Annotated in this window: 23 protein-coding genes; 7 read left to right on the top strand and 16 right to left on the bottom strand. The window is 70.8% G+C overall.

Annotated elements, in window-relative coordinates; all coding sequences use genetic code 11:
* Positions 1 to 15: 15 nt before the first annotated feature.
* The 11 genes from araA to AB0I32_RS04980 all read right to left on the bottom strand — a co-directional run bounded on the left by araA (position 16) and on the right by AB0I32_RS04980 (position 12,842).
* Positions 16 to 1,530 (bottom strand): L-arabinose isomerase, encoded by a 1,515-nt coding sequence (araA, locus tag AB0I32_RS05030; RefSeq protein WP_357503488.1) that lies wholly within the window; start codon positions 1,528 to 1,530, stop codon positions 16 to 18.
* Positions 1,527 to 2,297, bottom strand: a complete 771-nt coding sequence (locus AB0I32_RS05025; protein WP_357503486.1) for an L-ribulose-5-phosphate 4-epimerase — start codon at positions 2,295 to 2,297, stop codon at positions 1,527 to 1,529. The genes araA and AB0I32_RS05025 overlap by 4 nt, the downstream gene beginning before the upstream one ends.
* On the bottom strand, positions 2,294 to 3,961 hold the full coding sequence (locus AB0I32_RS05020; protein ID WP_357503484.1) for an FGGY-family carbohydrate kinase: 1,668 nt from the start codon (positions 3,959 to 3,961) through the stop codon (positions 2,294 to 2,296). The genes AB0I32_RS05025 and AB0I32_RS05020 overlap by 4 nt, the downstream gene beginning before the upstream one ends.
* Before the next feature lie 231 nt (positions 3,962 to 4,192).
* Positions 4,193 to 5,596, bottom strand: a complete 1,404-nt coding sequence (locus AB0I32_RS05015) for an RICIN domain-containing protein (protein WP_357503482.1) — start codon at positions 5,594 to 5,596, stop codon at positions 4,193 to 4,195.
* A 138-nt stretch (positions 5,597 to 5,734) separates the two neighbouring features.
* Positions 5,735 to 7,084, bottom strand: coding sequence for a sugar ABC transporter substrate-binding protein (locus AB0I32_RS05010; RefSeq protein WP_357503480.1), 1,350 nt, complete (start codon positions 7,082 to 7,084; stop codon positions 5,735 to 5,737).
* 58 nt (positions 7,085 to 7,142) lie between these two features.
* Positions 7,143 to 8,006 (bottom strand): carbohydrate ABC transporter permease, encoded by an 864-nt coding sequence (locus AB0I32_RS05005; RefSeq protein WP_357503477.1) that lies wholly within the window; start codon positions 8,004 to 8,006, stop codon positions 7,143 to 7,145.
* Positions 8,006 to 8,809 carry a sugar ABC transporter permease gene (locus AB0I32_RS05000; protein WP_357503537.1) on the bottom strand — a complete coding sequence of 268 codons (804 nt, stop codon included), beginning with the start codon at positions 8,807 to 8,809 and terminating at the stop codon, positions 8,006 to 8,008. Before AB0I32_RS05000 ends, AB0I32_RS05005 begins: the two co-directional genes overlap by 1 nt.
* A 430-nt stretch (positions 8,810 to 9,239) precedes the next feature.
* Positions 9,240 to 10,241 (bottom strand): LacI family DNA-binding transcriptional regulator, encoded by a 1,002-nt coding sequence (locus AB0I32_RS04995; protein WP_357503535.1) that lies wholly within the window; start codon positions 10,239 to 10,241, stop codon positions 9,240 to 9,242.
* A 46-nt stretch (positions 10,242 to 10,287) separates the two neighbouring features.
* Positions 10,288 to 11,091, bottom strand: a complete 804-nt coding sequence (gene proC, locus AB0I32_RS04990) for a pyrroline-5-carboxylate reductase (RefSeq protein WP_357503475.1) — start codon at positions 11,089 to 11,091, stop codon at positions 10,288 to 10,290.
* 22 nt (positions 11,092 to 11,113) lie between these two features.
* Positions 11,114 to 11,767 (bottom strand): hypothetical protein, encoded by a 654-nt coding sequence (locus AB0I32_RS04985; RefSeq protein WP_357503473.1) that lies wholly within the window; start codon positions 11,765 to 11,767, stop codon positions 11,114 to 11,116.
* 115 nt (positions 11,768 to 11,882) lie between these two features.
* Positions 11,883 to 12,842 carry a phosphatase PAP2 family protein gene (locus AB0I32_RS04980; RefSeq protein ID WP_357503471.1) on the bottom strand — a complete coding sequence of 320 codons (960 nt, stop codon included), beginning with the start codon at positions 12,840 to 12,842 and terminating at the stop codon, positions 11,883 to 11,885.
* Positions 12,843 to 12,952: 110 nt separating this feature from the next.
* On the opposite strand from AB0I32_RS04980, the gene radA reads away from it, so the two are divergent.
* Together radA and disA are read left to right on the top strand one after the other, a co-directional pair.
* The gene (gene radA / locus AB0I32_RS04975) at positions 12,953 to 14,410 is read left to right on the top strand and encodes a DNA repair protein RadA (protein WP_357503469.1); all 1,458 of its coding nucleotides are present in this window, start codon (positions 12,953 to 12,955) and stop codon (positions 14,408 to 14,410) included.
* Positions 14,411 to 14,469: 59 nt separating this feature from the next.
* Positions 14,470 to 15,546 (top strand): DNA integrity scanning diadenylate cyclase DisA, encoded by a 1,077-nt coding sequence (gene disA / locus AB0I32_RS04970; RefSeq protein WP_357452367.1) that lies wholly within the window; start codon positions 14,470 to 14,472, stop codon positions 15,544 to 15,546.
* Positions 15,547 to 15,580: 34 nt separating this feature from the next.
* Here the strand turns inward: disA and AB0I32_RS04965 are convergent, their stop codons facing one another.
* A complete protein-coding gene (locus AB0I32_RS04965) occupies positions 15,581 to 16,330 on the bottom strand; it encodes a hypothetical protein (RefSeq protein WP_357503467.1) in 750 nt (249 codons plus the stop codon).
* Positions 16,331 to 16,545: 215 nt separating this feature from the next.
* Here AB0I32_RS04965 and AB0I32_RS04960 point away from each other — a divergent pair, with 215 nt between their 5' ends.
* The gene (locus AB0I32_RS04960; RefSeq protein WP_357503465.1) at positions 16,546 to 17,442 is read left to right on the top strand and encodes an A/G-specific adenine glycosylase; all 897 of its coding nucleotides are present in this window, start codon (positions 16,546 to 16,548) and stop codon (positions 17,440 to 17,442) included.
* 61 nt (positions 17,443 to 17,503) lie between these two features.
* On the opposite strand, the gene AB0I32_RS04955 is transcribed toward AB0I32_RS04960, so the two are convergent.
* Complete coding sequence (locus AB0I32_RS04955) at positions 17,504 to 18,037, bottom strand: amino-acid N-acetyltransferase (RefSeq protein WP_357452267.1); 534 nt, start codon at positions 18,035 to 18,037, stop codon at positions 17,504 to 17,506.
* Positions 18,038 to 18,232: 195 nt separating this feature from the next.
* Here AB0I32_RS04955 and AB0I32_RS04950 point away from each other — a divergent pair, with 195 nt between their 5' ends.
* The 3 genes from AB0I32_RS04950 (at position 18,233) to glpK (ending at position 22,377) form a co-directional block, all read left to right on the top strand.
* Positions 18,233 to 19,978, top strand: a complete 1,746-nt coding sequence (locus AB0I32_RS04950) for a glycerol-3-phosphate dehydrogenase/oxidase (protein ID WP_357503463.1) — start codon at positions 18,233 to 18,235, stop codon at positions 19,976 to 19,978.
* A gap of 103 nt (positions 19,979 to 20,081) precedes the next feature.
* Positions 20,082 to 20,813 (top strand): MIP/aquaporin family protein, encoded by a 732-nt coding sequence (locus AB0I32_RS04945; protein ID WP_357503461.1) that lies wholly within the window; start codon positions 20,082 to 20,084, stop codon positions 20,811 to 20,813.
* Positions 20,814 to 20,862: 49 nt separating this feature from the next.
* Positions 20,863 to 22,377, top strand: coding sequence for a glycerol kinase GlpK (gene glpK, locus AB0I32_RS04940; RefSeq protein WP_357503459.1), 1,515 nt, complete (start codon positions 20,863 to 20,865; stop codon positions 22,375 to 22,377).
* Between the two features lie 198 nt (positions 22,378 to 22,575).
* Here the strand turns inward: glpK and AB0I32_RS04935 are convergent, their stop codons facing one another.
* Together AB0I32_RS04935 and AB0I32_RS04930 are read right to left on the bottom strand one after the other, a co-directional pair.
* Positions 22,576 to 23,169, bottom strand: a complete 594-nt coding sequence (locus tag AB0I32_RS04935; protein ID WP_357503457.1) for a helix-turn-helix domain-containing protein — start codon at positions 23,167 to 23,169, stop codon at positions 22,576 to 22,578.
* Positions 23,153 to 23,863 carry a hypothetical protein gene (locus AB0I32_RS04930; protein ID WP_357503455.1) on the bottom strand — a complete coding sequence of 237 codons (711 nt, stop codon included), beginning with the start codon at positions 23,861 to 23,863 and terminating at the stop codon, positions 23,153 to 23,155. Before AB0I32_RS04930 ends, AB0I32_RS04935 begins: the two co-directional genes overlap by 17 nt.
* A gap of 104 nt (positions 23,864 to 23,967) precedes the next feature.
* On the opposite strand from AB0I32_RS04930, the gene AB0I32_RS04925 reads away from it, so the two are divergent.
* Complete coding sequence (locus AB0I32_RS04925; protein ID WP_357503453.1) at positions 23,968 to 25,263, top strand: alpha/beta fold hydrolase; 1,296 nt, start codon at positions 23,968 to 23,970, stop codon at positions 25,261 to 25,263.
* Positions 25,264 to 25,270: 7 nt separating this feature from the next.
* Here AB0I32_RS04925 and AB0I32_RS04920 read toward each other — a convergent pair whose 3' ends face one another.
* Positions 25,271 to 25,885 carry a hypothetical protein gene (locus AB0I32_RS04920; protein ID WP_357503451.1) on the bottom strand — a complete coding sequence of 205 codons (615 nt, stop codon included), beginning with the start codon at positions 25,883 to 25,885 and terminating at the stop codon, positions 25,271 to 25,273.
* Between the last annotated feature and the right edge of the window lie 42 nt (positions 25,886 to 25,927).

Here is a 25,927-nt window from a genome sequence, read left to right as displayed (position 1 = left end):
GGCGGAGCGAGTGGGTCAGAGGCCCTGGGCCACGCGGTAGTAGACCTGGTTCCAGCGGACCTGGTCGGCGAAGCCGCGCCGCGTCGTGTCCTCGTCGATGACGAGCAGCTCGGTGCGCGCGATGTTCGCGAAGACCTCGAACGCCTCGATGCCCGCGGCGGTCGACATGACCGTGTGGTGGGCGCCGCCCGCCGTCAGCCACGACTCCGCGGAGACGTCGAACGAGGGCCGCGGCTTCCACATCGCGCGGGCGACCGGCAGCTTCGGCAGGTCGTGCGGCGGGGTGACGACGTCGACCACGTTGGCCGTCAGGCGGAACCGGTCCCGCATGTCGGCGAGCGAGACGACGACGGCGCCCTCGACGGCGTCGGCCGAGAAGACCATGCGCACCGGGTCCTCCTTGCCGCCGATACCCAGCGGGTGGACCTCGATGCGCGGCGTCGAGGTGGTCAGCGAGGGGCAGACCTCCAGCATGTGCGCGCCGAGGATCAGCTCGGAGCCGGGGGTGAGGTCGTAGGTGTAGTCCTCCATGAGGCTCGCGCCACCGGGGAGGCCGAGCCCCATCACCTTGGCGGCCCGGACGAGCACCGCCGTCTTCCAGTCGCCCTCGGCGCCGAAGCCGTAGCCCTTCTCCATGAGGCGCTGCACCGCGAGCCCGGGGAGCTGGCGGAGCGTGCCCAGGTCCTCGAAGTTGGTGGTGAACGCCTTGGCGCCGGCCGCCTCCAGGAAGCCCTCCAGCGCGATCTCCTGGCGTGCGGCGTAGCGCAGGGAGTCGTGCCGCTCGGCGCCGGCCCGGAGCTCGGGGGCGACGTCGTACTTCTCCTCGTACTCGGCCACCACCTTGTCGATGGCGACCTCCTCGACGGCGTCCACCGCCGCGGCCAGCTCGTTCACGCCGTGCGTGTTCACCGAGACGCCGAACCGGAGCTCGGCCTCGGTCTTGTCGCCCTCGGTCACGGCGACGTTGCGCATGTTGTCGCCGAAGCGCACGAGCTTGAGCTCGTGCGTCGCCGCCCAGCCCGCCGCGCCGCGTACCCAGGTGCCCACGCGGCGCGTGACGGCCGGGTTGGAGACGTGCCCCACCACCGTGGTGCGCGCGACGCCCAGCCGCGTGGCGATGTACGCGTACTCACGGTCGCCGTGCGCTGCCTGGTTGAGGTTCATGAAGTCCATGTCGATGTCGTCCCAGGGGAGCTCGACATTGGCCTGCGTGTGCAGGTGCAGCAGCGGCTTGCGCAGCGCGTCCAGGCCCGCGATCCACATCTTCGCGGGGCTGAACGTGTGCATCCAGGTGACGACGCCGAGAACCTTGTCGTCGCCGTTCGCGTCCAGCATGGCGCGGCGGATCGCCACCGAGTCCTTGAGGACCGGCTTCCACACCACCTTGACCGGCACGTCCGACGACGCGTCCAGCGCCCGGGCCACCTCCTGCGACTGCTCGGCGACCTGGGCGAGGGTCTCCTCGCCGTAGAGGTCCTGGCTCCCGGTGAGGAACCAGACCTCACGGTCCGCGTAGGGCTTGGTGCTCATGCCTGTCCTTCCGTGTTCTTGGTGTCGGCCGCAGTGGTGCCCGACGGCGTCGTCGCGGGCTGGCCGTAAACGTTTTGGTAGCGGTCGTAGAGAGAGTCGATGTGCTGCTGTTCCATCGGGACGGGCTCGCCGAGCTGGCGGGAGATGTGCACCGTACGGGCGACCTCCTCGACCATCACGGCGGCCTTCACGGCTGCCTTGGCGTCGCGACCGATGGTGAACGGCCCGTGGTTGCGCATCAGGACGGCGGGGCTGCGGTGGCCGCTGAGCGTCTCCACGATGCCCCGGCCGATCGAGTCGTCGCCGATGATCGCGAACGGCCCGATCGGCACGGGGCCGCCGAACTCGTCGGCCATCATCGTGAGCACGCAGGGCACCTCCTCGCCGCGCGCGGCCCAGGCGGTCGCGTACGTCGAGTGCGTGTGCACCACACCCCCCACCTCGGCCATGTGCTGGTACACGTAGGCGTGCGCTGCGGTGTCCGACGACGGCGATCGCGTCCCGTCCACGAGGTTGCCCTCGAGGTCGCACACGACCATGCCTGCGGGGGTGAGGTCGTCGTAGGAGACGCCGGAGGGCTTGATGACGAACAGGTCGGCGCTGCCGTCCGGCACGTCGGGGTTCGGCACGCGCTGCGACACGTTGCCCGCCGTCCAGACCACGAGGTCCCAGCGCGGCAGCTCGGCGTGCAGGTCGGAGACGACCACGCGGACGCGCGCCACCTCTTCCTGGACTGCCTGCGAGTAGTCGGTCAGTGCCTTGCTCATCGGTCGCTCTCCTGCGTCGTGTCTCGGGTCCGGAGCGTCTCGACGGCGGCGCGCTCGATCGCGAGGCCCGCGCTGTAGCGCTCCAGGTAGGCGGAGAAGCCCGCCACGTCGTCGGCATCCGGCTCGACGACGTCGAGCGCGGCGTCCGCGAAGACCTCGGCGCCGAGGTAGGCGCCAAGGCTCTGCTCGGGGGCGGCCGCACCGTGCGCGGACGCCCGGTACGCGGCGAGCACCGCGATGCCCCAGGCACCGCCCTCGCCCGCCGTATGCCCCACGGCCACCGGCGCGCCGAGCGCGGCGGCCAGCAGGCGCTGAGCCACCCCCTCGGTCCGGAACAGGCCGCCGTGCGCGAACATGGAGTCCAGCCCCACCTGCTCCTCGTCCAGCACGCGCATGCCGAGGCTCAGGGTGCCGAACACGCTGTAGACCTGCGTGCGCGCGAAGTTGCCGAGGGTGAGCCGGCTGTCGGGCGTACGCGTGAACAGCGGGCGGCCGGCCTCGAGGCCGGTGATGGGCTCGCCGGACAGGTAGTTGTAGGCGAGCAGGCCGCCGCCGTCGGCGTCGCCGTCCAGGGCGGACCGCAGCAGCGCCCCGAACACGGCGTCCGGGGCGGCAGGCTGCCCGAGAGCCGTGGCGAACTGGCCGAACAGCTCGGCCCAGGCGCCGAGCTCACTGGCCCCGTTGTTGCAGTGCACCATCGCGACGAGGTCGCCGGCCGGGGTGGTCACGAGATCCAGCTCCTCGTGCACGCGCTCCAGCGGCTTCTCCAGGACGACCATCGCGAAGATGCTGGTCCCGGCGCTCACGTTGCCCGTGCGGGGCGCCACGGAGTTGGTGGCGACCATGCCGGTCCCTGCGTCGCCCTCGGGCGGGCACAGAGGGATCCCGGGCCGCAGCGTTCCCGTGGGGTCCAGCAGCGCTGCGCCCTCCGGGGTCAGCGCGCCCGCGTCGGCTCCGGCGGGGAGGACGCGGGGCAGCAGCTCGGTGATGCCGAGGCCCGGGCCGCGGTCGCCCACCAGCTCGTCGAGCTGGGCCAGCATCCGCTGGTCGTAGTCCTTGGTCGCGGGGTCGATCGGGAACATGCCGGAGGCATCGCCGACGCCGAGGACCTGCTGCCCGGTCAGGCGCCAGTGCACGTAGCCGGCCAGCGTGGTGAAGTGCCGCACCTGCGCCACGTGCGGCTCGTCGTCGAGGATCGCCTGGTACAGGTGGGCGACCGACCAGCGCTGCGGGATGTTGTATCCGAACAGGCCGGTCAGCTCGGTAGCTGCGCGTTCGGTGCTGGTGTTGCGCCAGGTCCGGAACGGCACGAGCAGCTCGTCGGCCTCGTCGAACGCGAGGTAGCCGTGCATCATCGCCGAGACGCCCAGTGCGCCGACGGTGGTGAGCCGCACGCCGTACTGCCGCTCGACGTCGGACAACAGCGCTGTCACCGACTCCTGCAGACCCGACCACACGGCGTCCAGCGAGTAGGTCCACACGCCGTCGACGAGCTGGTTCTCCCAGTCGTGGCTGCCGCTCGCGAGCGGCACGCCCGCCGGCCCGACGAGGCATGCCTTGATCCTGGTGGAGCCGAGCTCGATGCCGAGAGCGGTCCGCCCCTGCTCGATCGCCTCCCGGAGGCCGGCGAGCCGTTCCACTCCTTCGTCCTGCCGCTCCACCATCGTGGGCCGCTCCGTCCTGCCCGCATCGTCGCGTGGCGTCGTTCGTGTAGCCGTCGGTCGACCGTCACGGTAAGCCGTGGCCTGACCGCCCACGGCGATGTTAGCGCTCACACGATACGTTACGACAACCGGGTAAGGACAGGTCCGTCTTGAGAACGACCTGGGGCGCCGAACCGTGCCCGGTTCGGCGCCCCACGTTATCTCGGAACAGGCTTCAGGACCGGTGCGCCGTCAGCCGCGGGTCCACTGCTGGTTGTTCGCACCGTTGCAGGTGTACGTGATCAGTGCCGCACCGTTCGCGGTCGAGCCGCCGTTGACGTCCAGGCACTCGCCGGTCGCGCGCGACCGGATCGTCACATAGCTGCCCGACGCCGCGACCACCGACCACTGCTGGTTCGTCCCCGTGCCGCAGCCCTGCTGGGTCACCGTCGTGGCGTTCTCCTGCACGCACAGCGCGCTGTGCCGGGCCACGAGGTTGTAGTAGCCGCTGCCCGCACTCCGGAACCAGAAGCGCTGGTTGCCCCCGCTGTTGCAGTCGTACTGCTTGATCTCGGCACCCGCGGCGTACGACTGGCTCGTCACGTCGGCGCACTTGCCGGAGTGCCGTGCGGTGAGCGACTCGAACGGACCGCCCTGCCCGGTGATCGTGCCCGCCGCCGCGTCTATCGAGAGCTCCGGGAAGTAGCCGAACGACATGGAGGTCGACGTCGGGAAGGTGATCGGCGCCCACACGTACCGGGAGCCGTTGACGTTGGTGCCTATCGAGTTGCCCCAGCGGTCACCCATGTACAGGTAGGACGTGCCGGACGTGCCCTGCACCGGCAGGACGAACGTGGTCTGCGAGCCGTACGCGGTGGCGTCACCGGCGTTCTGCATCGCCGACCAGCCGGACGCCAGGTTGCTGGTCGTCGCGTACTTCTGCTGGTTCGGGTTCCAGCCCGTGGCGCCGGAGGTCAGCATGAAGTACGTGCTGCCCCGCTTGAACAGTGCCGGTGCCTCGCGGTGACCGCCCGGCCACGGGTTGGCGACCAGGCTGGCAATGTCCGTGTAGTCGCTGGTGAGGCGGTAGATGTGCAGGTCGTAGTTCTCGTTGGCGGCCGAGTACATGTAGCCGTCGCCGTTCGTGTCGACGAAGACACCGATGTCCCTTGACATGTGCCCGAGCGGCCGGAAGCTGCGCTGGTAGGTGTAGTGGCCGTCCACGGTGTCGCTCACGGCGACCGCTGCCCGGGCCTCCGAGTAGTCGGTGCCGTTCTCCTTGTGCATCCACATCACGAACTTGCCCGTGGCCTGGTTGTACATCACCTTGGGTCGCTCGATGTTGGCCATGCCGAGCTCCGGGTGGCTCGCCTCGGTGAGCACGTGGTTACGGAACTCCCAGTGGACGAGGTCCGTCGACCGGTACGCGGAGACGTACCGGAACGTGTTGTCCGCGTTCCGGTTCTCGCCGAACCAGTAGTAGTACTGACCGACCTTGACCACACCGCCGCCGTGGGCGTGCAGCGGGTTGCCCGACGTGTCGGTGAACTGGGTCGCGTTGACGACCGTCTCGGGCTGGGCCTGGGCGGAGACCGCGCCGACAGCGGTCGCCAGTACGCAGGCCAGGGCGGCGAGGGCAGCATAAAGACGCCTCACGGGTACCACACTCCTTCATCGCAGTGCAGGGATCGGGGGTAGTGCAGGGCGGTGCGGTGGTGCGGTCTCGCAGAGCGGGGATCCCGTTGCCGGGATCCCCGCCCGCTCAGAACTTCGGTGTGTCCGACGCCGGTGGCGTCAGCCGTTCACCGTGAATCCCTGCCCGGTGCCGTAGGAGACGTTCTCCTCCTGCCAGGCGGCCAGCCCGTCGAGGAGCGACGACTTGTCGAGCCAGGCCTGGCCCACCGTGTCCGCGAAGATGCTGTTCGCGTACGACTGCCACGGCAGGTACTGCCAGCCCTCGTTGACGTCGGCAGCACCGGCGCCGAGCACCTCGTTGATCTTCTGCCCGCCGAAGTACTCGGACTCGTAGCCCAGGAACTCCTCGGACTCGAGGTGCTCGACGGTCGCAGGGAAGCCACCGGTCTCCATGAAGGCCTTGATCGACTCGTCGCTCGAGTTGAGCCACTTCAGGAACCCTGCGGCGAGCAGCTTGTTCTCCGACGCCTCGGGGACGGACTCCGTGCTGCCGCCGTTCTCGGCGTTGGTCGGGGTCCCGTCGTACGTCGGCATGGGGGCCACGCGCCACTTGCCCTTGCCGTCGGGCACGCCGTCCTCGAGGATGCCGGGCATCCACGCGCCGAGCGCGACCGACGCGATGGTGCCGTCGCCCAGCGCCTGGTACCACTCGTCGCTCCAGCCGGGCAGCTGGCAGATCAGCTCGTCGTCGATGAGCGGCTGGTACATCTCGGCGAACCGGGTGGTGCCCTCGTCGGCCAGGTCGATGGTGACGTTCTCGCCGTCGTTCTGGAACGGGGTGCCGCCGGCCTGCCAGATCATGCTGGTCGTGAAGCCCGGGTCACCGGAGTCGTTGGCCAGGCAGCGGTCGGGGTTGTCCGCCTTGATGGCCCGCGCGACCTCGATGTACTCGTCCCAGGTGGTGGGGACCTCGACACCGGCCTCGTCGAACACCTCCTGGTTGTAGAAGAACGCCATGGGGCCGGAGTCCTGCGGCAGGCCCCAGATCCCGCCGTTCTGCGACACCGAACCCCAGGTCGACGCCGTGTACAGGCTCTCGAGCTCGTCGAACCCGTACGCGGTGAGGTCGGTCAGCTGGCCGGGGAGCTGGAACTGCGGGACGGACTGGTACTCGATCTGGACGACGTCGGGCACGCCCTTGCCCGCGGCGATGGCGTTCTGCAGCTTGGTGTTGGCCTCGCCGGCCCCGACCGTGTCGACGAGCTTCACGTCGACCTCGGGGTACGCCTTCTCGAACTCCTCGATCTGCTTCTCGGCCTGCGGGGTCCACGTCCAGTAGGTGACGCTGCCGCCCTCCTGGAGCGCTGCCTCGATCTCCTCGGCGCTGGCGCCCTCGCTCCCGCCACCACCACCGCCGCCTTCCTCGCCGCCCGAGCAGGCGGTGAGAGAAGCGGCCAGCAGGGTGGCCAGGGCCCCGAGCGCGACACGTCGGTTGCGGGTGATGGTCATGGTCTTCCTTCTTCCACGTCGTCGTAGTTCAGGTCTTTCGATGTTTCCGGCACATCGGTCATGCCTTCACGCCGCCAGCGCTCAAGCCCGACTGCCAGTACCGCTGGAGCACCAGGAACACGATCACGATCGGCACGATCGTCAGGAACGAACCGGTGATGACCAGGTTGAACACCGGCTGGGCCCCGATACCCGACGCATCGGCCAGCCACTGGTACAGGCCGAGCGTCAGGGGGTACAGGTCCGGGTCGTTGAGCATGATCAGGGGCAGGAAGTAGTTGTTCCAGGTGGCGACGATCGCGAACAGCGCCACCGTCACGATGCCCGGCGCGAGCAGGCGGAGCGAGATCGTGAAGAAGGTGCGCCACTCACCCGCGCCGTCGACCCGAGCGGCCTCCAGGATCTCCGTTGGCACCGCCTCCGCGGCGAACACCCACATGAGGTAGAGGCCGAACGGTGAGACCAGCGAGGGCAGGATGATCGCCCACATGGTGTTGGTGAGGCCCCACTGGCTGAACAGCAGGAATGTGGGCACGGCGAGGGCGGTGCCCGGCACGGCTATCGACCCGAGGATCGTCGCGAACACCGCGTTGCGGCCGCGGAACCGGTACTTGGCCAGGCCGTATCCGGCCGCCGTCGCGAGGATCGTCGCGCCGCCGGCGCCGACGACCACGTAGACCAGCGTGTTCCCGAACCACTTGAGGAACACACCGTCGTCGTGGGTCACGACCTGCTGCAGGTTGTCGAACAGCGCGAACGGACCCGAGAACCAGAGGCCGAACGAGCTGAGCAGCTCGGGCTGCGTCTTGGTGATGCTGAAGAGCATCCACGCCAGCGGCAGCACCGAGTAGACGAGCAGCACCCCCAGCAGGACCGTCAGCGTGACCGACCTGCGCGGCCGAAGGTAGGAGTAGCCGGCCATCACACGTCCCTCCGTGTCCCACGAAGCTGCACGACGTACGCGATGATCGCCGTCACGACGCCCATCACGATCGCGACGGTTGCCGCGTAGCTCACCTGGTTGCCCTCGAAGCTCAGGTTGTACGCGTAGATGTTGGGTGTGTAGTACGACGAGATCAGTGCGGGCTGGATCTCCTTGAGGATGGTCGGCTCGTTGAAGAGCTGGAAGCTGCCAAGGATCGAGAAGATCGTCGCGATGACGAGCGCCCCCCGGACCGCCGGCAGCTTGATCGCCTGCACGATGCGGAACTGGCCCGCTCCGTCGATGGCGGCGGCCTCGTAGACCTCTGTGGGCACCGTCTTGAGCGCCGCGTACAGGATCAGCATGTTGTAGCCCACGAACTCCCACGTCACGATGTTGCCGATCGCCGTGAGGATCCACTGCTTCGTGTACGGGTCGATGAGGGCGAAGCCCACCAGGTCGTTGACGCTCCCGGTGAGGCCGAGGCGGTCGTCGTACATGAAGCCCCACATCAGCACCGCGACGACGCCGGGCACCGCGTACGGCAGGAACAGCGCGACCCGGAAGATCTCCTTGCCGTGCAGGCGGCCGCTGTCGATCGCGAGCGCCGCGATCAGCGAGAGCGCCAGCATGATCGGGACCTGGACCAGGAGGAACAGCCCGACGCGGCCGGCGCCGTCCCAGAGCTTGGGGTCGGAGAACGCGGTCACGTAGTTGTCGAGCCCCGCGAAGGTCGTACCGCCCATGAGCTGGTTGCGGAACAGGCTCAGGTACATGGAGTAGACCAGCGGGGTCACGATCATCAGCGCGAACACGACAAGGAACGGCGCGACGAAGCTCCAGCCTGCCGCGGACACGCGGAGACTCGGGGAACGACGGCGACCTAGCAGAGGTTGGCGACGATCTGGCGCCAATGGGCGGCTGCCTGGCACGGGCGGCACCCCTTTCCCCGGACAGCAGCGTCCGGACTCACCTGGACGTCAATGTCCTTGGCACGCGTCGGGCAACAATGTTGCTCCACGACGGAATGTGAACGTAAACATCCTCGTGCGCGGTGACTCTGCCACTGCGCTGCGGACGTGTCAACGCCTCACTCAGCGGTGGGCCGACGACGTTGCGCAACCGCAACTTTGGGGTCCGGTCCAAACGATTTCGTCCGCGCACGTCCAGTTCTAGACGTCAGATTCCGCGCGACCGCACGCGCCCCCGGTCTCTCCCTGGGGCGCCGTGCCCTTACGCGCGCGGAGCCGCCGCGCTCCTGCGCACGACGAGCTCTGGTGCGATCAGCTCTGCCGCGGGCTTGGCGCCGTCCATCGCCGCGAGGAGCAGCGCGACGCTCCGCCGGCCCAGGTCGACGAACGGCTGGCGCACGGTGGTCAGGGGCGGGATGAAGTGGCCGGAGCCGTCGACGTCGTCGAAGCCCACCACCGAGACGTCGTCGGGCACGGAGACGCCGCACTCCCAGAACGCCCGCAGCAGGCCGAGGGCGAGCTGGTCGTTGGCGGCGAAGACCGCCGTCGGGCCGGTTCCTGCCTTGACCCGCTGCGCCAGGTCCAGGCCCACCATGTAGCCACGGTCCGCGCTCCAGCCCGCGATCACGGGCTCGGGCACCGGCAGACCGTGCTCGGTCAGGGCGGCCCGCCAGGCCTCCTCACGCTCGACGGCGTCCAGCCAGTCCGGCGGACCCGCGACGTGCAGGATGCGCTTGTGCCCCAGCTCGATCAGGTGCTCGACGGCGAGCCGGGCCCCGGCCCGCTGGTCCACCGCCAGCGGGATCGTCGGCACATCCGGATCCAGCTCCCTGGCGGCGATGAGGACCACCGGCACGGGGGCGCGGAAGGACTCCACCGCGTCGGCCACGTCGGTGTGCGGCGCGATGACGACGATGCCCTCGACCGCCTGGTCCATGAAGTGCTCCATGGCGTTGTGCATGGTCGCGGCGTCGTACCGGCGCAGCGTCGCGACACTGACGTACCAGCCCTGCTCGCGTGCTGCCTCCTCGACCGCGATCAGCGTGCTCGACGGGCCGAACAGCGGGGACCCGGTGGTCACCACACCGACGGTGTCCGAGCGCGCGGTGACCAGGGCCCGCGCCGCGCTGTTGCGGCGGTATCCGAGCTCGGCGATCGCCGCCAGCACCTTCTCCCGCGTCGCCGGGCGCACGCTCCGGTGCCCGTTGAGCACACGGGAGACTGTCTGGTGGGACACGCCGGCGAGCGCCGCGACGTCGGCCATTGCCGGCGGTCGCGCCACCGCGGGTCGTGAGATGGTCACGGGAGGATCATCCACCCAGCTCGCGGGCGCGGTCACGCGCGGCGGTCGCCGCGGTCAGGAACGAGGCGCGCACACCGCCGTCGTCCAGGGCGCGGAGGGCCGCAGCGGTGGTGCCGCCCGGCGAGGTGACCTTCTCCCGCAGGAGCACCGGGTGCTCCCCCGACTCGTCCATGAGGCGGGACGCGCCGAGCAGGGTCTGGACCGCGAGGCGGCGCGCGACGTCACGCGTCAGGCCCAGCAGGACGCCTGCCTCGGCGAGGGCGTCGGCGACGTAGAAGACGTACGCGGGGCCGGATCCCGAGATGGCCGACACGGCGTCGAGATCCTTCTCCGCCGCGCGCACGACGGCACCCGTGCCGGCGAACAGGTGCTCGACCGCCTGCAGATGGGCCTCCGTCGCGGCGGCGCCGGGCGCGATCGCCGTGATGCCCGCACCGATCGCCGCGGGGGTGTTGGGCACCGTCCGCACCACGGGGGTACCTGCGGGCAGCCGCTGCTCGTAGAACGCAGCCGGGTGGCCGGCAGCGACCGTGACCACCACGGCGCCGGGCTCTATCCCGTGCGCTATCTCGTCGAGCAGGGCGCCGACGTCCTTCGGCTTCACACCCACGAGCACCAGACCCGCACCCCGGACCGCCGCCACGTTGTCGCTGGTCGTGGCGACCTGGTAGGTCTCGCGCAGGTGCTGGGCCCTGGCCTCGGTACGCACGGTGGCCACGGCGTCGGCCGGCGCCCAGCCCGCGGACAGCGCACCCGCGAGCACCGCCTCGCCCATGTTCCCCGCCCCGAGCACTGCAAGTCGCTGGTTCACGAGGCCATTCTCCCCTGCTCGCTCACAGGGGGAACGCCGCGTAGAAGTCCTCCATCGTGTCGGCCGGACCGGACGCCCGCAGCACCACGGTCCCGTTCTGCCAGACGACGACGGCCTTGCCACGCTTCGCCGGCACTATCGCGTACTGCCCGACGACCTTCTTGCCGACCTTCACGTCGCCCTCGCTCTCGGGCTCGCCCGCCGACCTGGTCCAGGCGGCGGCCGCGGTGGCCGCCTCGTCCTCCGTCGCCCACTGGCCCGCCAGGAGCGCCACCTCACCCGTGTCGCCGTCGGCGTACTCGGCGTTCCAGGCCTCGAGCGCGCCATCGCCCTTTGGCTCCTTCGCCTCGGTGAGCGAGCCGAGCGCGAACTGGAGCACCGCGGACGGGAGCGCCTTCTGGAAGGCGGTCTCCTCGCCGCTGCGCTCCATCGCCTTGACCGTTGGGGTCGGTACGGCGGCGGTGACCGTCACCGTGGGTACCGGCTGCGGCGTCGCCTCGCTGCGCCAGAAGCCCGGCCACACGAAGCCGGCCACGAGCACCAGGATGAGCCCGATGACGAGCAGGCCGACGACCACCACGAGCCGTCGCCTGCGGTACACGGCGGGCGATGCCTTCCTCGCGGCCACCGACGCGGTCGCGCCGGTGCGCGGTGAGTTCGCGCGCTGGTCGGTCATGTCCTTGCTCCCCCGTGCTCTGTCCACCGGGTGCGTCACGGTGGCTCAGCCGAAACCTTATGTCGGGGCACTGACATTCGGGCGGAGGCACGCCCGGTGTTGGACGAGCGTCCGGTCAGGCCCGACGGCTCCCTGCCGCCGTCCGGCACACCCAGAGCAGCACGGCGAACCCGAACGCCGAGATCGCGCACACCGCGAGAAGTCCTCCGAGGTAGGCGGTCAGGCCGTCGTCCCACGGAGCCGCGGCCCCGAAGCGGCCCTCGGTCGCCACGGCCGCCAGGACGGAGAGCACCGCCATCGGCACGGCGACGGTCCCGAGGAGCGCGATCACCGGCAGCGCCGCGCCGACGCCGCCCCCGGCCGTGCCGACGTCGTCCGGGCCCGCCCACCCGGTCGGTGCGAAGGCGCACACCAGCGAGGTCCACGCCACCACGACGAGCACCGCCGCGACGACGTCGGACGGGCGGTGCCAGCGGTCCGCGACCGTCGCCAGGCTCATGGCGCAGGTCGCGGCGGCGCCGGCGAGCGCGGTCGCCGGCCGCCGGCTGCGTGGGACGACCAGCAGGAGCGCCGCCCAGGCCGCTGCCACCACCGTGACGTGGCCGCTCGGCAGGGTGTTGATGTCCCGGTTCCACTCGCCGACGAGGCCAGTGCGGTAGAACACCCCGTCCTTGATCACCTGGGTGGTCAGGTTCGACCCCACGATCACGACGGCGGCCAGGCCGGCGGCTGTCGGTCTCCGGCGCAGCAGGCCGGTCCCGCACGCCACCAGGAACCCGGTCACGAGCCAGGGCGGCGAACCGAGGAGCAGCACCGGCTCCACCAGGTGGTTGACGACGTCCTGGAACCGGTCGGCCGTGACGAAGACCCGCTCCTCGACACGCTGTCCGGGCCACGTGGTGACCATCGCCCACCAGACGAGCCAGGTGCCCAGCGCGGCGGCGAAGGCCACCGTCAGGCCGGCGGTCCGGGCCGTCGGACGGCGCGGGCCGGACGGGCCGGAGCGGGACGCGGAGCGGTGGGGGTCGGTGCGCGATCCGTCGTGGCGCGCCAAGCGCCCTTCGGAGGTCGGCATGGTCGAAAAATACCTGATGCCGGACGTCGTCACTGTCAGCAGCCCCGTCGGAATCGCCCTCTGTGTCCCCGCCGGCACCACTGTCAGTGGCGGCACGTACGGTGGCGCACGTGACCTCATCGACCTCCAAGCGGGCACGGCCCGCGTACCGCTGCACCGAGTGTGGCTGGACCACCGTCAAGTGGGCCGGCCGCTGCGGGGAGTGCCAGGCGTGGGGCACCGTGAGCGAGGAAGGGCCCGCGCCGTCCGGGCCGCGCACGGCCGCCGTGTCGCCCTCCCGCGAGCCCGCCCGGCCCATCGCGGACATCGACGTGGAGTCGGCACGCGCCAACCCGACCGGCATCGGGGAGTTCGACCGGGTGCTCGGTGGCGGGCTGGTCCCGGGCGCGGTGATCCTGCTCGCGGGTGAACCGGGTGTGGGCAAGTCGACCCTGCTGCTCGACGTCGCGAGCAACGTGGCAGACGGCGTCCTCGGACCCAACGGGTTCGAGTCGCCCCGCACCGTGCTGTACGTGACGGGTGAGGAGTCCGCAGGCCAGGTCCGGCTGCGGGCCGAGCGCATCGGTGCGCTGTCGGCCACGCTGCTGCTCGCGGCGGAGACCGACCTGGGGACGGTGCTCGGCCACCTGGAGGTGAACCAGCCCGACATGCTCATCGTCGACTCGGTGCAGACCATCGCGTCCGGGCAGGTGGACGGCGCACCGGGCGGCGTGTCGCAGGTGCGGGAGGTCGCCGCAGCGCTGATCGCCGTGGCGAAGGAACGGCAGATGCCCACGATCCTCGTCGGCCACGTGACCAAGGACGGCTCCGTCGCCGGTCCGCGCACACTCGAGCACCTGGTCGACGTGGTGTGCCAGTTCGAGGGCGACCGGCACTCGCGCCTGCGCATGATCCGCGCGGTGAAGAACCGGTACGGCCCGACCGACGAGGTCGGCTGCTTCGACCTCTCGGAGAACGGGATCGTCGGGCTGCCCGACCCGTCCGGACTCTTCCTGTCGCACGCGGGCTCGGGGGTCGCCGGGTCCTGCATCACGGTCACGCTGGAGGGACGGCGTCCGCTCGCCGTCGAGGTGCAGGGGCTCGTGGCCCCGAGCCCGCTGAGCAACCCGCGCCGCGCGACGAGCGGCGTCGACTCCAGCAGGCTCGCCATGATCCTCGCCGTGCTCCAGCGCCACGGCGGCCTCCGCCTGGCCGACCAGGACGTCTACGCGTCGACCGTGGGCGGCGCCCGGATCACCGAGCCTGCCTCGGACCTCGCGGCCGCGCTGGCGCTCGTGTCCGCACGCGACGGCCGGCCGCTGCCGGGTGCCACGGTGGCCATCGGCGAGGTCGGCCTGGCGGGCGACCTGCGCCCGGTCGCCGGCCTGGACCGCCGGCTGGGCGAGGCCGCACGCCTGGGCTTCGCGCACGCCGTCGTGCCGCACGGGACCGGGGTCAAGGTGCCCGAAGGACTCAAGCTGGTCGAGGCCTCGCACATCCGCGACGCCGTGGAGTGGGCCCAGTCGGCGGGCGGGTCGACCGGCAGGTCGGCGGGCGGCAGATCACTCCGCGCAGTGGACGACGATTGACCGCTTCGTGAAACGAACTGCTTGTGACCCAGCGCACAGCGTAGGATTTCTTCGTGGCCATGACCTCCTCGCACCCTGACGAGCTGCTCCGGGAGACCTTGGCCGCTGTCGCGCCCGGGACCGAACTCCGCGACGGGCTCGAGCGCATCCTGCGCGGCCGTACCGGCGCGCTCATCGTCCTGGGCCTCGACCCGACGGTCGAACAGATCTGCTCGGGCGGCTTCGCGCTCGACGTCGACTTCTCCGCCACGCGCCTGCGTGAGCTGTCCAAGATGGACGGTGCGGTGGTGCTCGACCGGGCTGCCACCCGTATCCGGAAGGCCGCTGTGCAGCTGCTGCCCGACCCGACCATCGAGACCACGGAGTCCGGCACGCGGCACCGCACGGCCGAGCGGGTCGCCAAGCAGACCGGCTTCCCCATCATCTCCGTGAGCCAGTCCATGCGGATCGTCGCCCTCTACGTGGGCGGGCAGCGGCACGTGCTGGAGGACTCGGACACGATCCTCGGCCGCGCCAACCAGGCCCTGGCGACGCTCGAGCGGTACCGCGCCCGCCTCGACGAGGTGTCGGGCACGCTGTCCGCGCTGGAGATCGAAGACCTGGTCACGGTGCGTGACGTCTGCTCGGTGGTGCAGCGCCTCGAGATGGTCGGCCGCATCTCCGACGAGATCGCGGGCTACGTCATCGAGCTCGGGGTGGACGGCCGCCTGCTGGCGCTGCAGCTCGACGAGCTGATCGGCGACGTCGGCTCGGACCGCGAGTTCGTGATCCGGGACTACGTGCTGGGCCGCAAGGACCGCACGCTCGCCGACGTGCAGGCCGAGCTCTCCGCGCTCACGTCGCAACAGCTGCTCGACATGGGGCAGATCGGCCGGATCCTTGACCTGCCCGGCGGCGGGGACGCGCTCGACGCGGCAGTGGCGCCGCACGGCTACCGGCTCCTGTCCAAGGTGCCGCGACTGCCGAACACCACCATCGAGCTGCTCGTCGGCCACTTCAGCAGCTTGCAGAAGCTCCTCGCCGCGAGCGTGGACGACCTCATGTCGGTCGACGGTGTCGGCGAACAGCGTGCCCGGACCATCCGCGAGGGCCTGTCCCGGCTCGCGGAGTCCAGCATCCTCGAGCGGTACGTCTGACTGCACCCGCCACCGGCGCCGGCCGGTAGCGGCGTCAGGGCTTCTTGTCGGCCGCACCGCTCGGGTCGGGTGACGCGCTCGGGTCGGCCGAGGCCTTCCCGGACGAGCTGGCGGACGGGCTGCCCGACGGCGACGGCGACCTGCTCGGCTCCGGCACCGTGTACGTCAGCTGGATGACATCGCTGGAGGCGCCCTCGGCGCCCTCGAGCGTGACCTGGGCCGTGTACTGGCCGGCGGACAGCTTGGGCTGACCGGGCTCGCAGCCGGGCACCGACCGGGAGTCCGACCAGCTCACGTCAGTGACGTCGACGTCGCCGGGGCCGAGGAGGAGGAGCCGCTCCTCCTCGTCGACGCAGTCGGCCGACGACCACGCACGCTCCGCCGTCGGCTCGCCCACCTCGCCCTCGTAGACGGTGACGGCGAGGTTGTGCCGGGAGGCGTCGACCAGGCACTGCACCTCTCCCTCGTTCCGCAGGGAGACCGTGAACCCGACTCGCACGCCGGGCGTGACGGCGACGCGGTCCGCGGCGAGGCCCAGGTCGAGGTCCTCGGGCGCGCACGGCGCCGCCGCGGCGTTCGGGTCCACGGGAGCCGGCGGGTTCTCCTTGGCCGAGACGATAGGCGCCTCGGACCGGGGCCAGGTGACGGCCGCGCCGACACCGCCGACCACCAGGACGGCCAGCACCGCGATCACGCGCCCGAACCGGCGCGGGCGTCCGGCGACGGGTGCCTGTTCCCCGCCATGCCCCTGGGTGCGCTCGGCTCGATCCGGCGTACTGACCACCTGCTGAACCTCTCGCTGAGTCCTGGAGAAACCGTCTGACGTGCGTTGACACCCCGCAGCCACCAAAATACGACGTCGCGCACCGCCTCGGCGGCAGCCGCGCCGCCGAGTCGGTCACGTGTCCTGATTCACTGGCTTTGTGTGGGTCCGGTGCGGCACGGCGCGGGCAGTGCCCGGCTTCGGCCGAGCGCACCGGTGCGGCAGGATGAGACACCGTGACAGCACGGGAAGCAACACGGCGTACCGAGGTGCGCTCCGGCGTCGTGCAGTGGTTCGACGGCGCCGCGCGCGATCTGCCCTGGCGCGCACCCGACCGGACGCCGTGGGGTGTGCTCGTCAGCGAGGTGATGCTTCAGCAGACCCCCGTCGTGCGCGTCGAACCCGCCTGGCACGCGTGGCTGGAGCAGTGGCCGACACCCGCGGACCTCGCGGAGGCGCCGACCGCCGACGTGCTGCGCGCCTGGGGCCGGCTCGGCTACCCGCGCCGCGCGCTGCGGCTGCAGGAGTGCGCCAAGGCGATCGTCGAACGACACGACGGCGTCGTACCGCGCACCGAGGAGGAGCTGCGCGCACTGCCCGGCGTCGGCGAGTACACGGCCGCCGCGGTCCTGGCGTTCGCGTACGGGAAGCGGTCGGTGGTGGTGGACACGAACGTGCGCCGGGTGCTCGCACGGGCGGTCGGGGGGACTGCCCTACCCGCGCCGTCGTACACGGCGGCCGAACGTGCCCTGGCGACCGCGCTCGCGCCGCCCGACGACTCCGAGGCTGCCCGCTGGGCCGCCGCGTCGATGGAGCTGGGCGCACTGGTCTGCACCGCGAAGGCGCCGAAGTGCGGTGCCTGCCCGGTCGCGGGGCTGTGTGCGTGGCGACGCGCGGGCTCACCGCCGGACGCGCACGCCGACCGGCGTCGTACCCAGGCCTGGGCCGGTACCGACCGGCAGGCGCGCGGCCGGGTCATGGCCGAGCTCCGGCAGGCGGCCGAGCCCGTGGACCGGGCCCTTCTCGCCTCCCTGTGGCACGACCCGGCGCAGCTCGACCGCGCGATCGCCGGCCTGATCGAGGACGGCCTGGCGGAGCAGGACGAGGCGAGCCGCCTCCACCTGCCGAGGTAGAGCGTGCGTCCGGACGCACGCTCTACTTCGGCGAGGGGCGGGGCGGCTAGGGGGGCGCGGGTCAGAGTTCCAGGAGCATGCGGGAGTTGCCCAGGGTGTTGGGCTTCACGCGGGCCAGGTCGAGGAACTCGGCCACGCCCTCGTCGTACGAGCGCAGCAGCTCCGCGTACACCTCCGGGGTCACGGGGGTGCCGTCGATCTCCCGGAACCCGTGGGCGGCGAAGAAGTCGACCTCGAACGTCAGGCAGAACACGCGACGCAGGCCCAGCGCTCGCGCCCGCTCGATCAGCGCCTCGAGCAGCGCGTGCCCGACCCGGCGGCCCCGCCAGTCACGGTGCACGGCCAGCGTGCGCACCTCGGCGAGGTCGTCCCACATGACGTGGAGCGCCCCGCAGCCGACGGCGGCGTCGCCCGCGGCGCCGGCCGGGTCGGTCGCCACCAGGAACTCCTGGACCGCCTCGTAGTACCCCACCATCTCGTACGGCCGGAGGATGCGCTCCTGGCTGAGCGGCTCGACGAGATCACGGATGGTGCGCACGTCGGCGGGGAGGGCTGGTCGGATCACGGGCGCGGTCCGCGACTCGGATGTCGTCACGCCGACACACTACGGCCGGAGCCGTGAGCCGCGCCCGGAGCCCCCACCAGGCGGGCATACCAGCCCACGACCGAGGCGCGCAGACCAGACGAATCGAAGGGCGAATCGGAATGTGAGCAAGAGAACCTCCCAACACACCCCACCTCACAGGGCAAAGGTGTTGCCAAGTGACGGAATGCGTGGTGAGTTTGGCGCATGGCATCCACACGGCTGACCGCAGACGCGAGAACACAGGCGCTGGCCGCACTGGAAGCCAGCGTGAGTCCCTCGGCCGAGCTCGACGTCCTGGTGATCGGAGGCGGCGTCACCGGCGCCGGCATCGCGCTGGACGCGGTCACGCGCGGGCTGTCCACCGCCGTGGTCGAGGCGCAGGACTGGGCGCAGGGCACCTCCAGCCGCAGCAGCAAGCTGGTCCACGGCGGACTGCGCTACCTGCAGATGCTCGACTTCGAGCTGGTCCACGAGGCGCTCACCGAGCGCGACCTCCTGCTCCGGGACCTCGCACCGCACCTGGTGCGACCGGTCCCGTTCCTGTATCCGCTGGAGCACCGCGTCTGGGAGCGCGCCTACGTGGGCGCCGGCATCCTGATGTACGACGTGCTCGCGACGCTCACGCCGGGCCGCCGCCCGATGCCGTTCCACCGGCACCTGAGCAAGAACCAGATGGAGGCCAAGTTCCCGGACCTGGCGCACGACGCCGCCGTCGGCGCCGTCCAGTACTGGGACGCCTCGGTCGACGACGCCCGCCTGGTCGCGACCCTGATCCGCACCGCCGCGAGCTACGGCGCGCACGCCGCGAGCCGCACCCAGGTCGTGAGCCTGACGCAGGGCGCGACGGGCGCGGTGAACGGTGCGGTGGTCGTGGACCTGGAGACGGGCAAGGAGATCACCGTCCGGGCCCGCTCGGTCATCAACGCGACAGGCGTGTGGACCGAGGAGACCGAGGCCCTCGCGGGTTCCGAGGGCGGGCTCCGGGTGCTCGCCAGCAAGGGCGTGCACATCGTCGTCCCGCGGGAACGCATCCGTGGGAACGCCGGGCTGATCCTCCAGACGGAGAAGTCCGTGCTGTTCGTCATCCCGTGGAGCCGGTACTGGATCATCGGGACCACCGACACCCCGTGGAACCTCGACCCGACCCACCCCGTCGCCACGAGCGCCGACATCGACTACGTGCTCGACCACGCCAACGCCGTGCTGGCCCATCCCCTGACCAGGGAAGACATCATCGGCACGTATGCGGGCCTGCGCCCGCTGCTCCAGCCGGGCACCAAGGCCGGTACGAGCAGCGCGAAGGTCAGCCGCGAGCACACCGTCGCCTCGCCGACGCCGGGCCTCACCGTGATCGCAGGCGGCAAGCTGACGACCTACCGGATCATGGCCAAGGACGCCGTCGACTTCGCGATCGGGCAGCGCTCGGCCGCACTCCCCTCGATCACGCACCAGATCCCGCTCACGGGCGCCGTCGGGCTGCGGGCCGTGCAGCGGCAGGCGCGCACGTGGGGCAAGCGGTTCGGCTGGACTCCCCCGCTGCTCGACCACCTGCTGCACCGGTACGGCGCGAACCTCGCCGAGATCGTCGAGCTGTGCGACGCCGACCCCACCCTGGCCGCACCGCTCGAGCACGCCCCGGCCTATCTCCGCGCCGAGGCCCACTACGCCGTCAGCCACGAGGGCGCCCTCCACCTGGAGGACGTGCTGGCGCACCGCACGCGACTCGTCTACGAGATCGTGGACCGGGGCACGGAGGCGGCCGCGGAGGTCGCGTCCGTCGTCGCGCCACTGCTCGGCTGGGACGCGTCCGACGAGGAACGGGAGGTCCGCGCGTGGCAGGAGCGGATCGAGGCAGAACGCCATGCCGAGGAAGCACCCGACGACGAGGCTGCCGAACGGGCACGCCTGGCCACCCCTGACGTGGCTGCCATGCAGCCGCTCCGAAACTGAGGATCCCAGGACACCACTACCAGACCGCCGACGGCTACCGCAGAGGCACCGCCGGGTTCACCCCCGTACGCCGACAAGGTAGTCGGCAGAAAGCGAGTCAGTGATGAACGCATTCACGGACATCATGGTGCCGGAGTTCCTCGGCACGATGATCCTGATCCTGGCCGGTGCCGGCGTCGTGGCGAACGCGATCCTGCCGAAGAACAAGGGGTTCAACGGCGGCTGGCTGATGATCAACTTCGGCTGGGGCCTCGCGGTCTTCGCCGGCGTGTTCGTCTCGATGGACTCGGGGGCGCACATCAACCCCGCGGTGACGCTCGGCATCCTGTCCAGCGGGGCCGAGGAGTTCGCCGAGGGCGTCCCCGCCAACTTCGTCAACATGCTCTTCTACTGGGTCGCACAGCTCGTCGGCGCCTTCGTCGGTGCCGTCCTCGCGTACCTGGCGCACAAGCAGCACTTCGACCTTGACGCCGATCCGGCCGTCAAGCTCGGCGTCTTCTCCACGGGCCCGGAGATCCGCTCGTACGCGTGGAACTTCGTCACCGAGGTGATCGCCACGTTCATGCTGGTCTTCGTGATCCTGTCGTTCGGCAACTCGCCCGTCGACCTGGGCCCGCTCGCGGCCGCCCTCCTCGTGGTCGGTATCGGCGCAAGCCTCGGTGGCCCCACCGGGTACGCCATCAACCCGGCGCGTGACTTCGGCCCGCGCATCGCACACTTCGTCCTGCCCATCCCGGGCAAGGGCTCCAGCGACTGGGCCTACTCGTGGGTGCCCGTGGTCGGGCCGCTGGTAGGCGGCGCGCTCGGCGGCCTGGTCGCGGCCGCCGTCTCCTGATACGACGCGGCACACAAGCAGACTGAAACAGACAAGGGAGTCAACACCGATGGCTGACTACGTACTCGCGATCGACCAGGGCACCACGAGCACCAGGGCGATCGTGTTCAACCACGCCGGGACCATCGTGTCCACCGGCCAGCTCGAGCACGACCAGATCTTCCCCAAGGCCGGCTGGGTGGAGCACAAGCCCGACCAGATCTGGGACAACACCCGCCAGGTCGTCGGGCTCGCGCTCACCAAGGCGAACCTCAACCACACCGACCTCGCCGCGGTGGGCATCACCAACCAGCGCGAGACCACCGTGGTGTGGGACAAGACGACCGGCAAGCCGGTCTACAACGCCATCGTCTGGCAGGACACGCGCACGCAGGCCATCGTCGACGAGCTGGCCGGGTCCGAGGGCGCTGACAAGTACAAGTCGATAGTCGGCCTGCCGCTGGCCACGTACTTCTCCGGTCCCAAGGTGAAGTGGATCCTCGACAACGTCGAGGGCGCGCGGGAGGCCGCCGAGCGCGGTGACCTCCTGTTCGGCAACACCGACGCGTGGGTCCTGTGGAACATGACCGGCGGGCCCGACGGCGGCGTGCACGTCACCGACGTCACGAACGCGTCGCGCACGATGCTCATGGACCTCGACACGCTGTCCTGGCGTGAGGACATCGCGGCGGACATGGGCATCCCGCTCTCGATGCTGCCCGAGATCCGCTCCTCCTCCGAGGTGTACGGCAAGGGCCGCCCGCGGGGGATGGTGCCCGGCGTGCCGATCTCCGGCATCCTCGGCGACCAGCAGGCCGCGACGTTCGGGCAGGCGTGCTTCGAGGTCGGTACCGCCAAGAACACGTACGGCACCGGCAACTTCATGCTGCTCAACACCGGCACCGAGAAGGTCCCGTCCGAGAACGGCCTGCTCACCACCGTCTGCTACAAGATCGGCGACGCGGCTCCGATCTACGCCCTCGAAGGCTCCATCGCCGTCACGGGATCGCTGATCCAGTGGCTCCGCGACAACCTGGGTCTGTTCCACGACGCGCCCGACGTCGAGTGGTACGCCCGCAAGGTCGAGGACAACGGCGGCGCCTACTTCGTGCCCGCGTTCTCCGGCCTGTTCGCGCCGTACTGGCGGCCCGACGCCCGCGGTGCGCTCGTCGGCCTGACCCGGTACGTCAACCGGAACCACATCGCGCGGGCCGCGCTGGAGGCGACGGCGTTCCAGACCCGCGAGGTGATGGACGCCATGAACGCCGACTCCGGCGTGGACCTCACCGAGCTCAAGGTCGACGGCGGCATGGTCGCCAACGAGCTGCTCATGCAGTTCCAGGCGGACCAGCTCGGCGTACCCGTCATCCGGCCCGTCGTCGCGGAGACGACGGCGCTCGGTGCGGCGTATGCGGCGGGCATCGCGGTCGGGTTCTGGAACGGTGAGGCGGACGTGACCGCGAACTGGGCCGAGGACCGGCGGTGGGAGCCGTCCATGGAGGAGGAAGAGCGCGAGCGTCAGTACCGGAGCTGGAAGAAGGCCGTGACGAAGACGTTCGACTGGGTGGACTCTGACGTTTCTTGAGTTTCGCCGTTCTCCGTGGCTGGGTCCGCGGAGGGCAAGGAAGGCCTTGTCCGGCAGCGTTCACGCGCCCCAGGGGGCGCTCCACTTCGGGAACGTCTTACTGCCGGACAAGGCCTTCCTTGCCCTCCGCTCGTCTTTCGCGTCACCTTGTTCGTGGGGTTCGTCCACCAGTCGGTTGGGTGGGATTGGCGGGGGTGGTCAGGGGGATAGGAAGCGGCGGGCCGTTTCTAGCAGGATCGGTTTCTCGGTGTGGGCCTTGAAGGCTTGTTCGTCGGCGATGCGGCCGAGGAAGCCGTCGGTGAGCAGGTAGAGCCATGAGGTGATGCGGGCCGGGGTGAGGTCGGTCCGGATCTGCCCCGCTTGCTGGGCCTTCTCGACCCAGGGCAGCAGCAGGTCGCGCTGCGTCCGGGCGTCCTCCTCGAGCTTGGCGGCGACGTCCGGCTGCTGCATGATGCCGCCCACCGCGCGGACGAAGCCCGGCATCCGCGGGTCCGCGGCGTCGTCCGCGCCGCGTTCGACGATGTCGAGAAGGACGCCGAGCGGGTCGGTGCGGCCCGCGTAGAGCTCCGTCTGCTCGCGGACCTCCTGGATACCGAGCGTCAGGATCGCGAGCAGCAGCTCCAGCTTGGTCGGGAAGTAGTGGAAGAACGTGCCCGACCCGATACCCGCCCGCCGGCAGATCTCGGCGGTCGTGGCACCGTCGTACCCGCGCTCGGCGAAGACCGTCAGGGCGGCGTCGATGATGACGAGCCTGCGCGCCTCGTGGCGCGCGGGGTCAACGGTCCGTGCCACGCGCGGCGTCGTCCGCCGATGCCGCCCGGCGCACCTGGATCCGGTCGTCGCGGACACGCGCCACCAGTCCGAGCGCTGCCAGGTCGTCGTCCGCCTTGCGGAGGCCGGCGGCGTCCTTGCGGTCCTCGAGCCGACGGCGGAGCGCCTCGTTCTCGGCGGCGGTGAAGCCGGGGCGGCCGTCGAGCCAGCGCTCGAACCGCTCCTCGTAGGGGTCCGCGTCGCGCCACGGCCAGCGGTGCTGCTCCAGTGCGGCCTGGACCTTTGCCCAGGACAGGGTGTCCGCGTCGAGCCGGGCGCGGAGCCCGCCGTCCGGCCGCAGGAGCACGAGGTACCTCGTGTCCCGGAACGCGGACCCGACGTCGGACCGCTCGATCCACACCTCGCGCTCCTCCTGCCGGTGTTCCAGGTGGTCGTCCGCGACGCTCAGGGCGGGTGCCTCACCCACTGTCATGAAGGCGATGAACGCGCCGCCGAGCAGGCCGAGCCCGCCGAGGATGCCGAGGGTCCAGGCCAGCGGCATCGACTCGACGAGCTCGAGCAGCCTGGGCACCGGCAGCGGCGTCGCCTCGATCAGGCCGGCGAGGCCGCCGGCCAGAGCGGACGCGAACCAGCCGAGCACGAGGCCGATCACGAGCACGCCCAGGCCGAGCAGGACGGGTAGTGCGGGGTGCTGGCGCACCTCTGTGGTCGTCATGGGTCAATTATTGGAGCACACACTCCACTAATGCAACGGGTTTTGCCCGGGACCGACCCGCGTGCTCCTGTTGAAGGATCAGTCCGCACCGATAACGTGAGCCCGTGCCCATCAGCTACACCCTTCCCGGCGTCCACATCACCGACCACTCCGTCGACGTCCCGCTCGACTGGTCCCAGCCCGACGACTCGCCGACGATCTCCGTGTTCGCCCGCGAGCTCGTTGATCCCACGCGCCGCACGGAGGACCTGCCCCTCCTGGTGTTCCTGCAGGGCGGACCCGGCGGCAAGGGCCCGCGACCGACCGGCCCGGACGGCTGGGTAGGCACCGCACTGAAGCGGTTCCGCGTGGTGCTGCTGGACCAGCGCGGCACCGGACGCTCCAGCGCGGTCCGGGCGGCCTCGCTCGGCGCCCTCGGCACCGCCGAGGAGCAGGCGGAGTACCTCAGCCACTTCCGCGCGGACAACATCGTGCGCGACGCCGAGCACGTCCGGAGGACGCTGTTCGACGGCCGCCGCTGGACCTCGCTGGGCCAGTCCTACGGCGGGTTCATCACCATGACCTACCTGTCGTTCGCGCCAGAGGGCCTGAACGCGAGCCTGGTCACCGGCGGCCTGCCGGGCCTCACGGCGTCGGCCCGCGAGGTCTACGAGCGCACCCAGCCACGCGTGGTCACCAAGAACGAGCAGTTCCGCGCGCGCTACCCGCATGTGGTGAAGACCCTCGGCCGCATCGCCGACCGGCTCTCCACCGGGAACGTGACGGAGCCGGGCGGCGACGTCCTGACGACCCGACGGTTCCAGACGCTCGGCATGGACCTCGGCATGCAGCCCGGGTTCGAGCGGGTGCACTGGATCCTCGACGAGGCGTTCGACTCCCCGCACGGCGGTCCTCTGACCGACACATTCCTCGCCACGGTCGCGGCCGAGACGTCGTTCGCGACCAACCCGCTGTACGCGGTGCTGCACGAGTCGATCTACGCCCAGTCCCACACCGGCCCGACGGCGTGGGCCGCCCAGTCGGTCCGCGACGCCGACCCGGCCTTCGCCGAGAGCGCCCGGCCGCTGCTGATGACCGGCGAGATGATCTACCCCTGGATGTTCGCCGAGATCAGCGCCCTGCGCCCGTTCGAGGCGGCCGCGCACGCCCTCGCCGAGCGGCAGCACTGGCGCGACCTGTACGACCTGCACCGCCTCGCCGAGAACGAGGTGCCCGTCGAGGCCGCCGTGTACTTCGACGACATGTTCGTGGACTCGGGGCTCTCGCTCGAGACGGCGGCGCACGTGGGGAACGTCGAGCCGTGGGTCACCAACGAGTTCGAGCACGACGGCCTGCGCCTCGGCGACGTGCTGTCTCGGCTGCTGGACCGTCTGGACGCCCGGGGCGGGCCGCTCCGCTGAAGGGTCGTCAGCCGCGCAGCGCCGGCACCGAGGCGACCACGTAGCCGTCCACCTCGACGACGTCGCCGGCTCCCAGCTCCGGCTTGCCCGCCGGGACGCAGAGCGTCACCTGGAATCCCGCCGTCTGCACCCGTGCGGCGGTGAAGGCCTGGCTGGTGCGGCCGACGGCGCGCTGCTCGATCGCCAGCACGACGCCGGTCAGGTGTGCGGTCGCGTCGGTCGACAGGGCATACGCCCCGGTCGGCTCGAAGCTCAGGTCGGGCACGCCGTCGTCGGCCCGGCCGAGCACCTGGACCGAGTTGCCCAGCACGACGACGGACACCGGACCCTCGACCGGCGACGACGCCGAGCCGAGCAGGGCGAGCTCCTCGAGCTGGCAGGCGATCTCGGTGATCACCTCGTCGTCCTTGTTCACCAGCTCGGCGAGCACGAGCCCGCCGTCGACGGCCTGCGGCTCGGAGATGATGGCGCCGGGCGCCGCGTAGAACGTCGGCGTGACCACCCGGACCAGGTCGCCCTCCGTGGTGATGATCAGGCGGGCACCGGACGCGTCGGTCCAGATGTGCACGCCGACCTCGCCGTCCTTGGCGATGGTCTCCGCCTCGGCACGGGCGGATGCCACCAGGTCGCGAAAGTCGCTACGTCGCCAGACGTCCAGTCCGAT

The organism is Promicromonospora sp. NPDC050249 (assembly GCF_040656015.1).
Taxonomy (GTDB): domain Bacteria; phylum Actinomycetota; class Actinomycetes; order Actinomycetales; family Cellulomonadaceae; genus Promicromonospora.
This window is presented reverse-complemented; position numbering and strand designations above follow the sequence as displayed.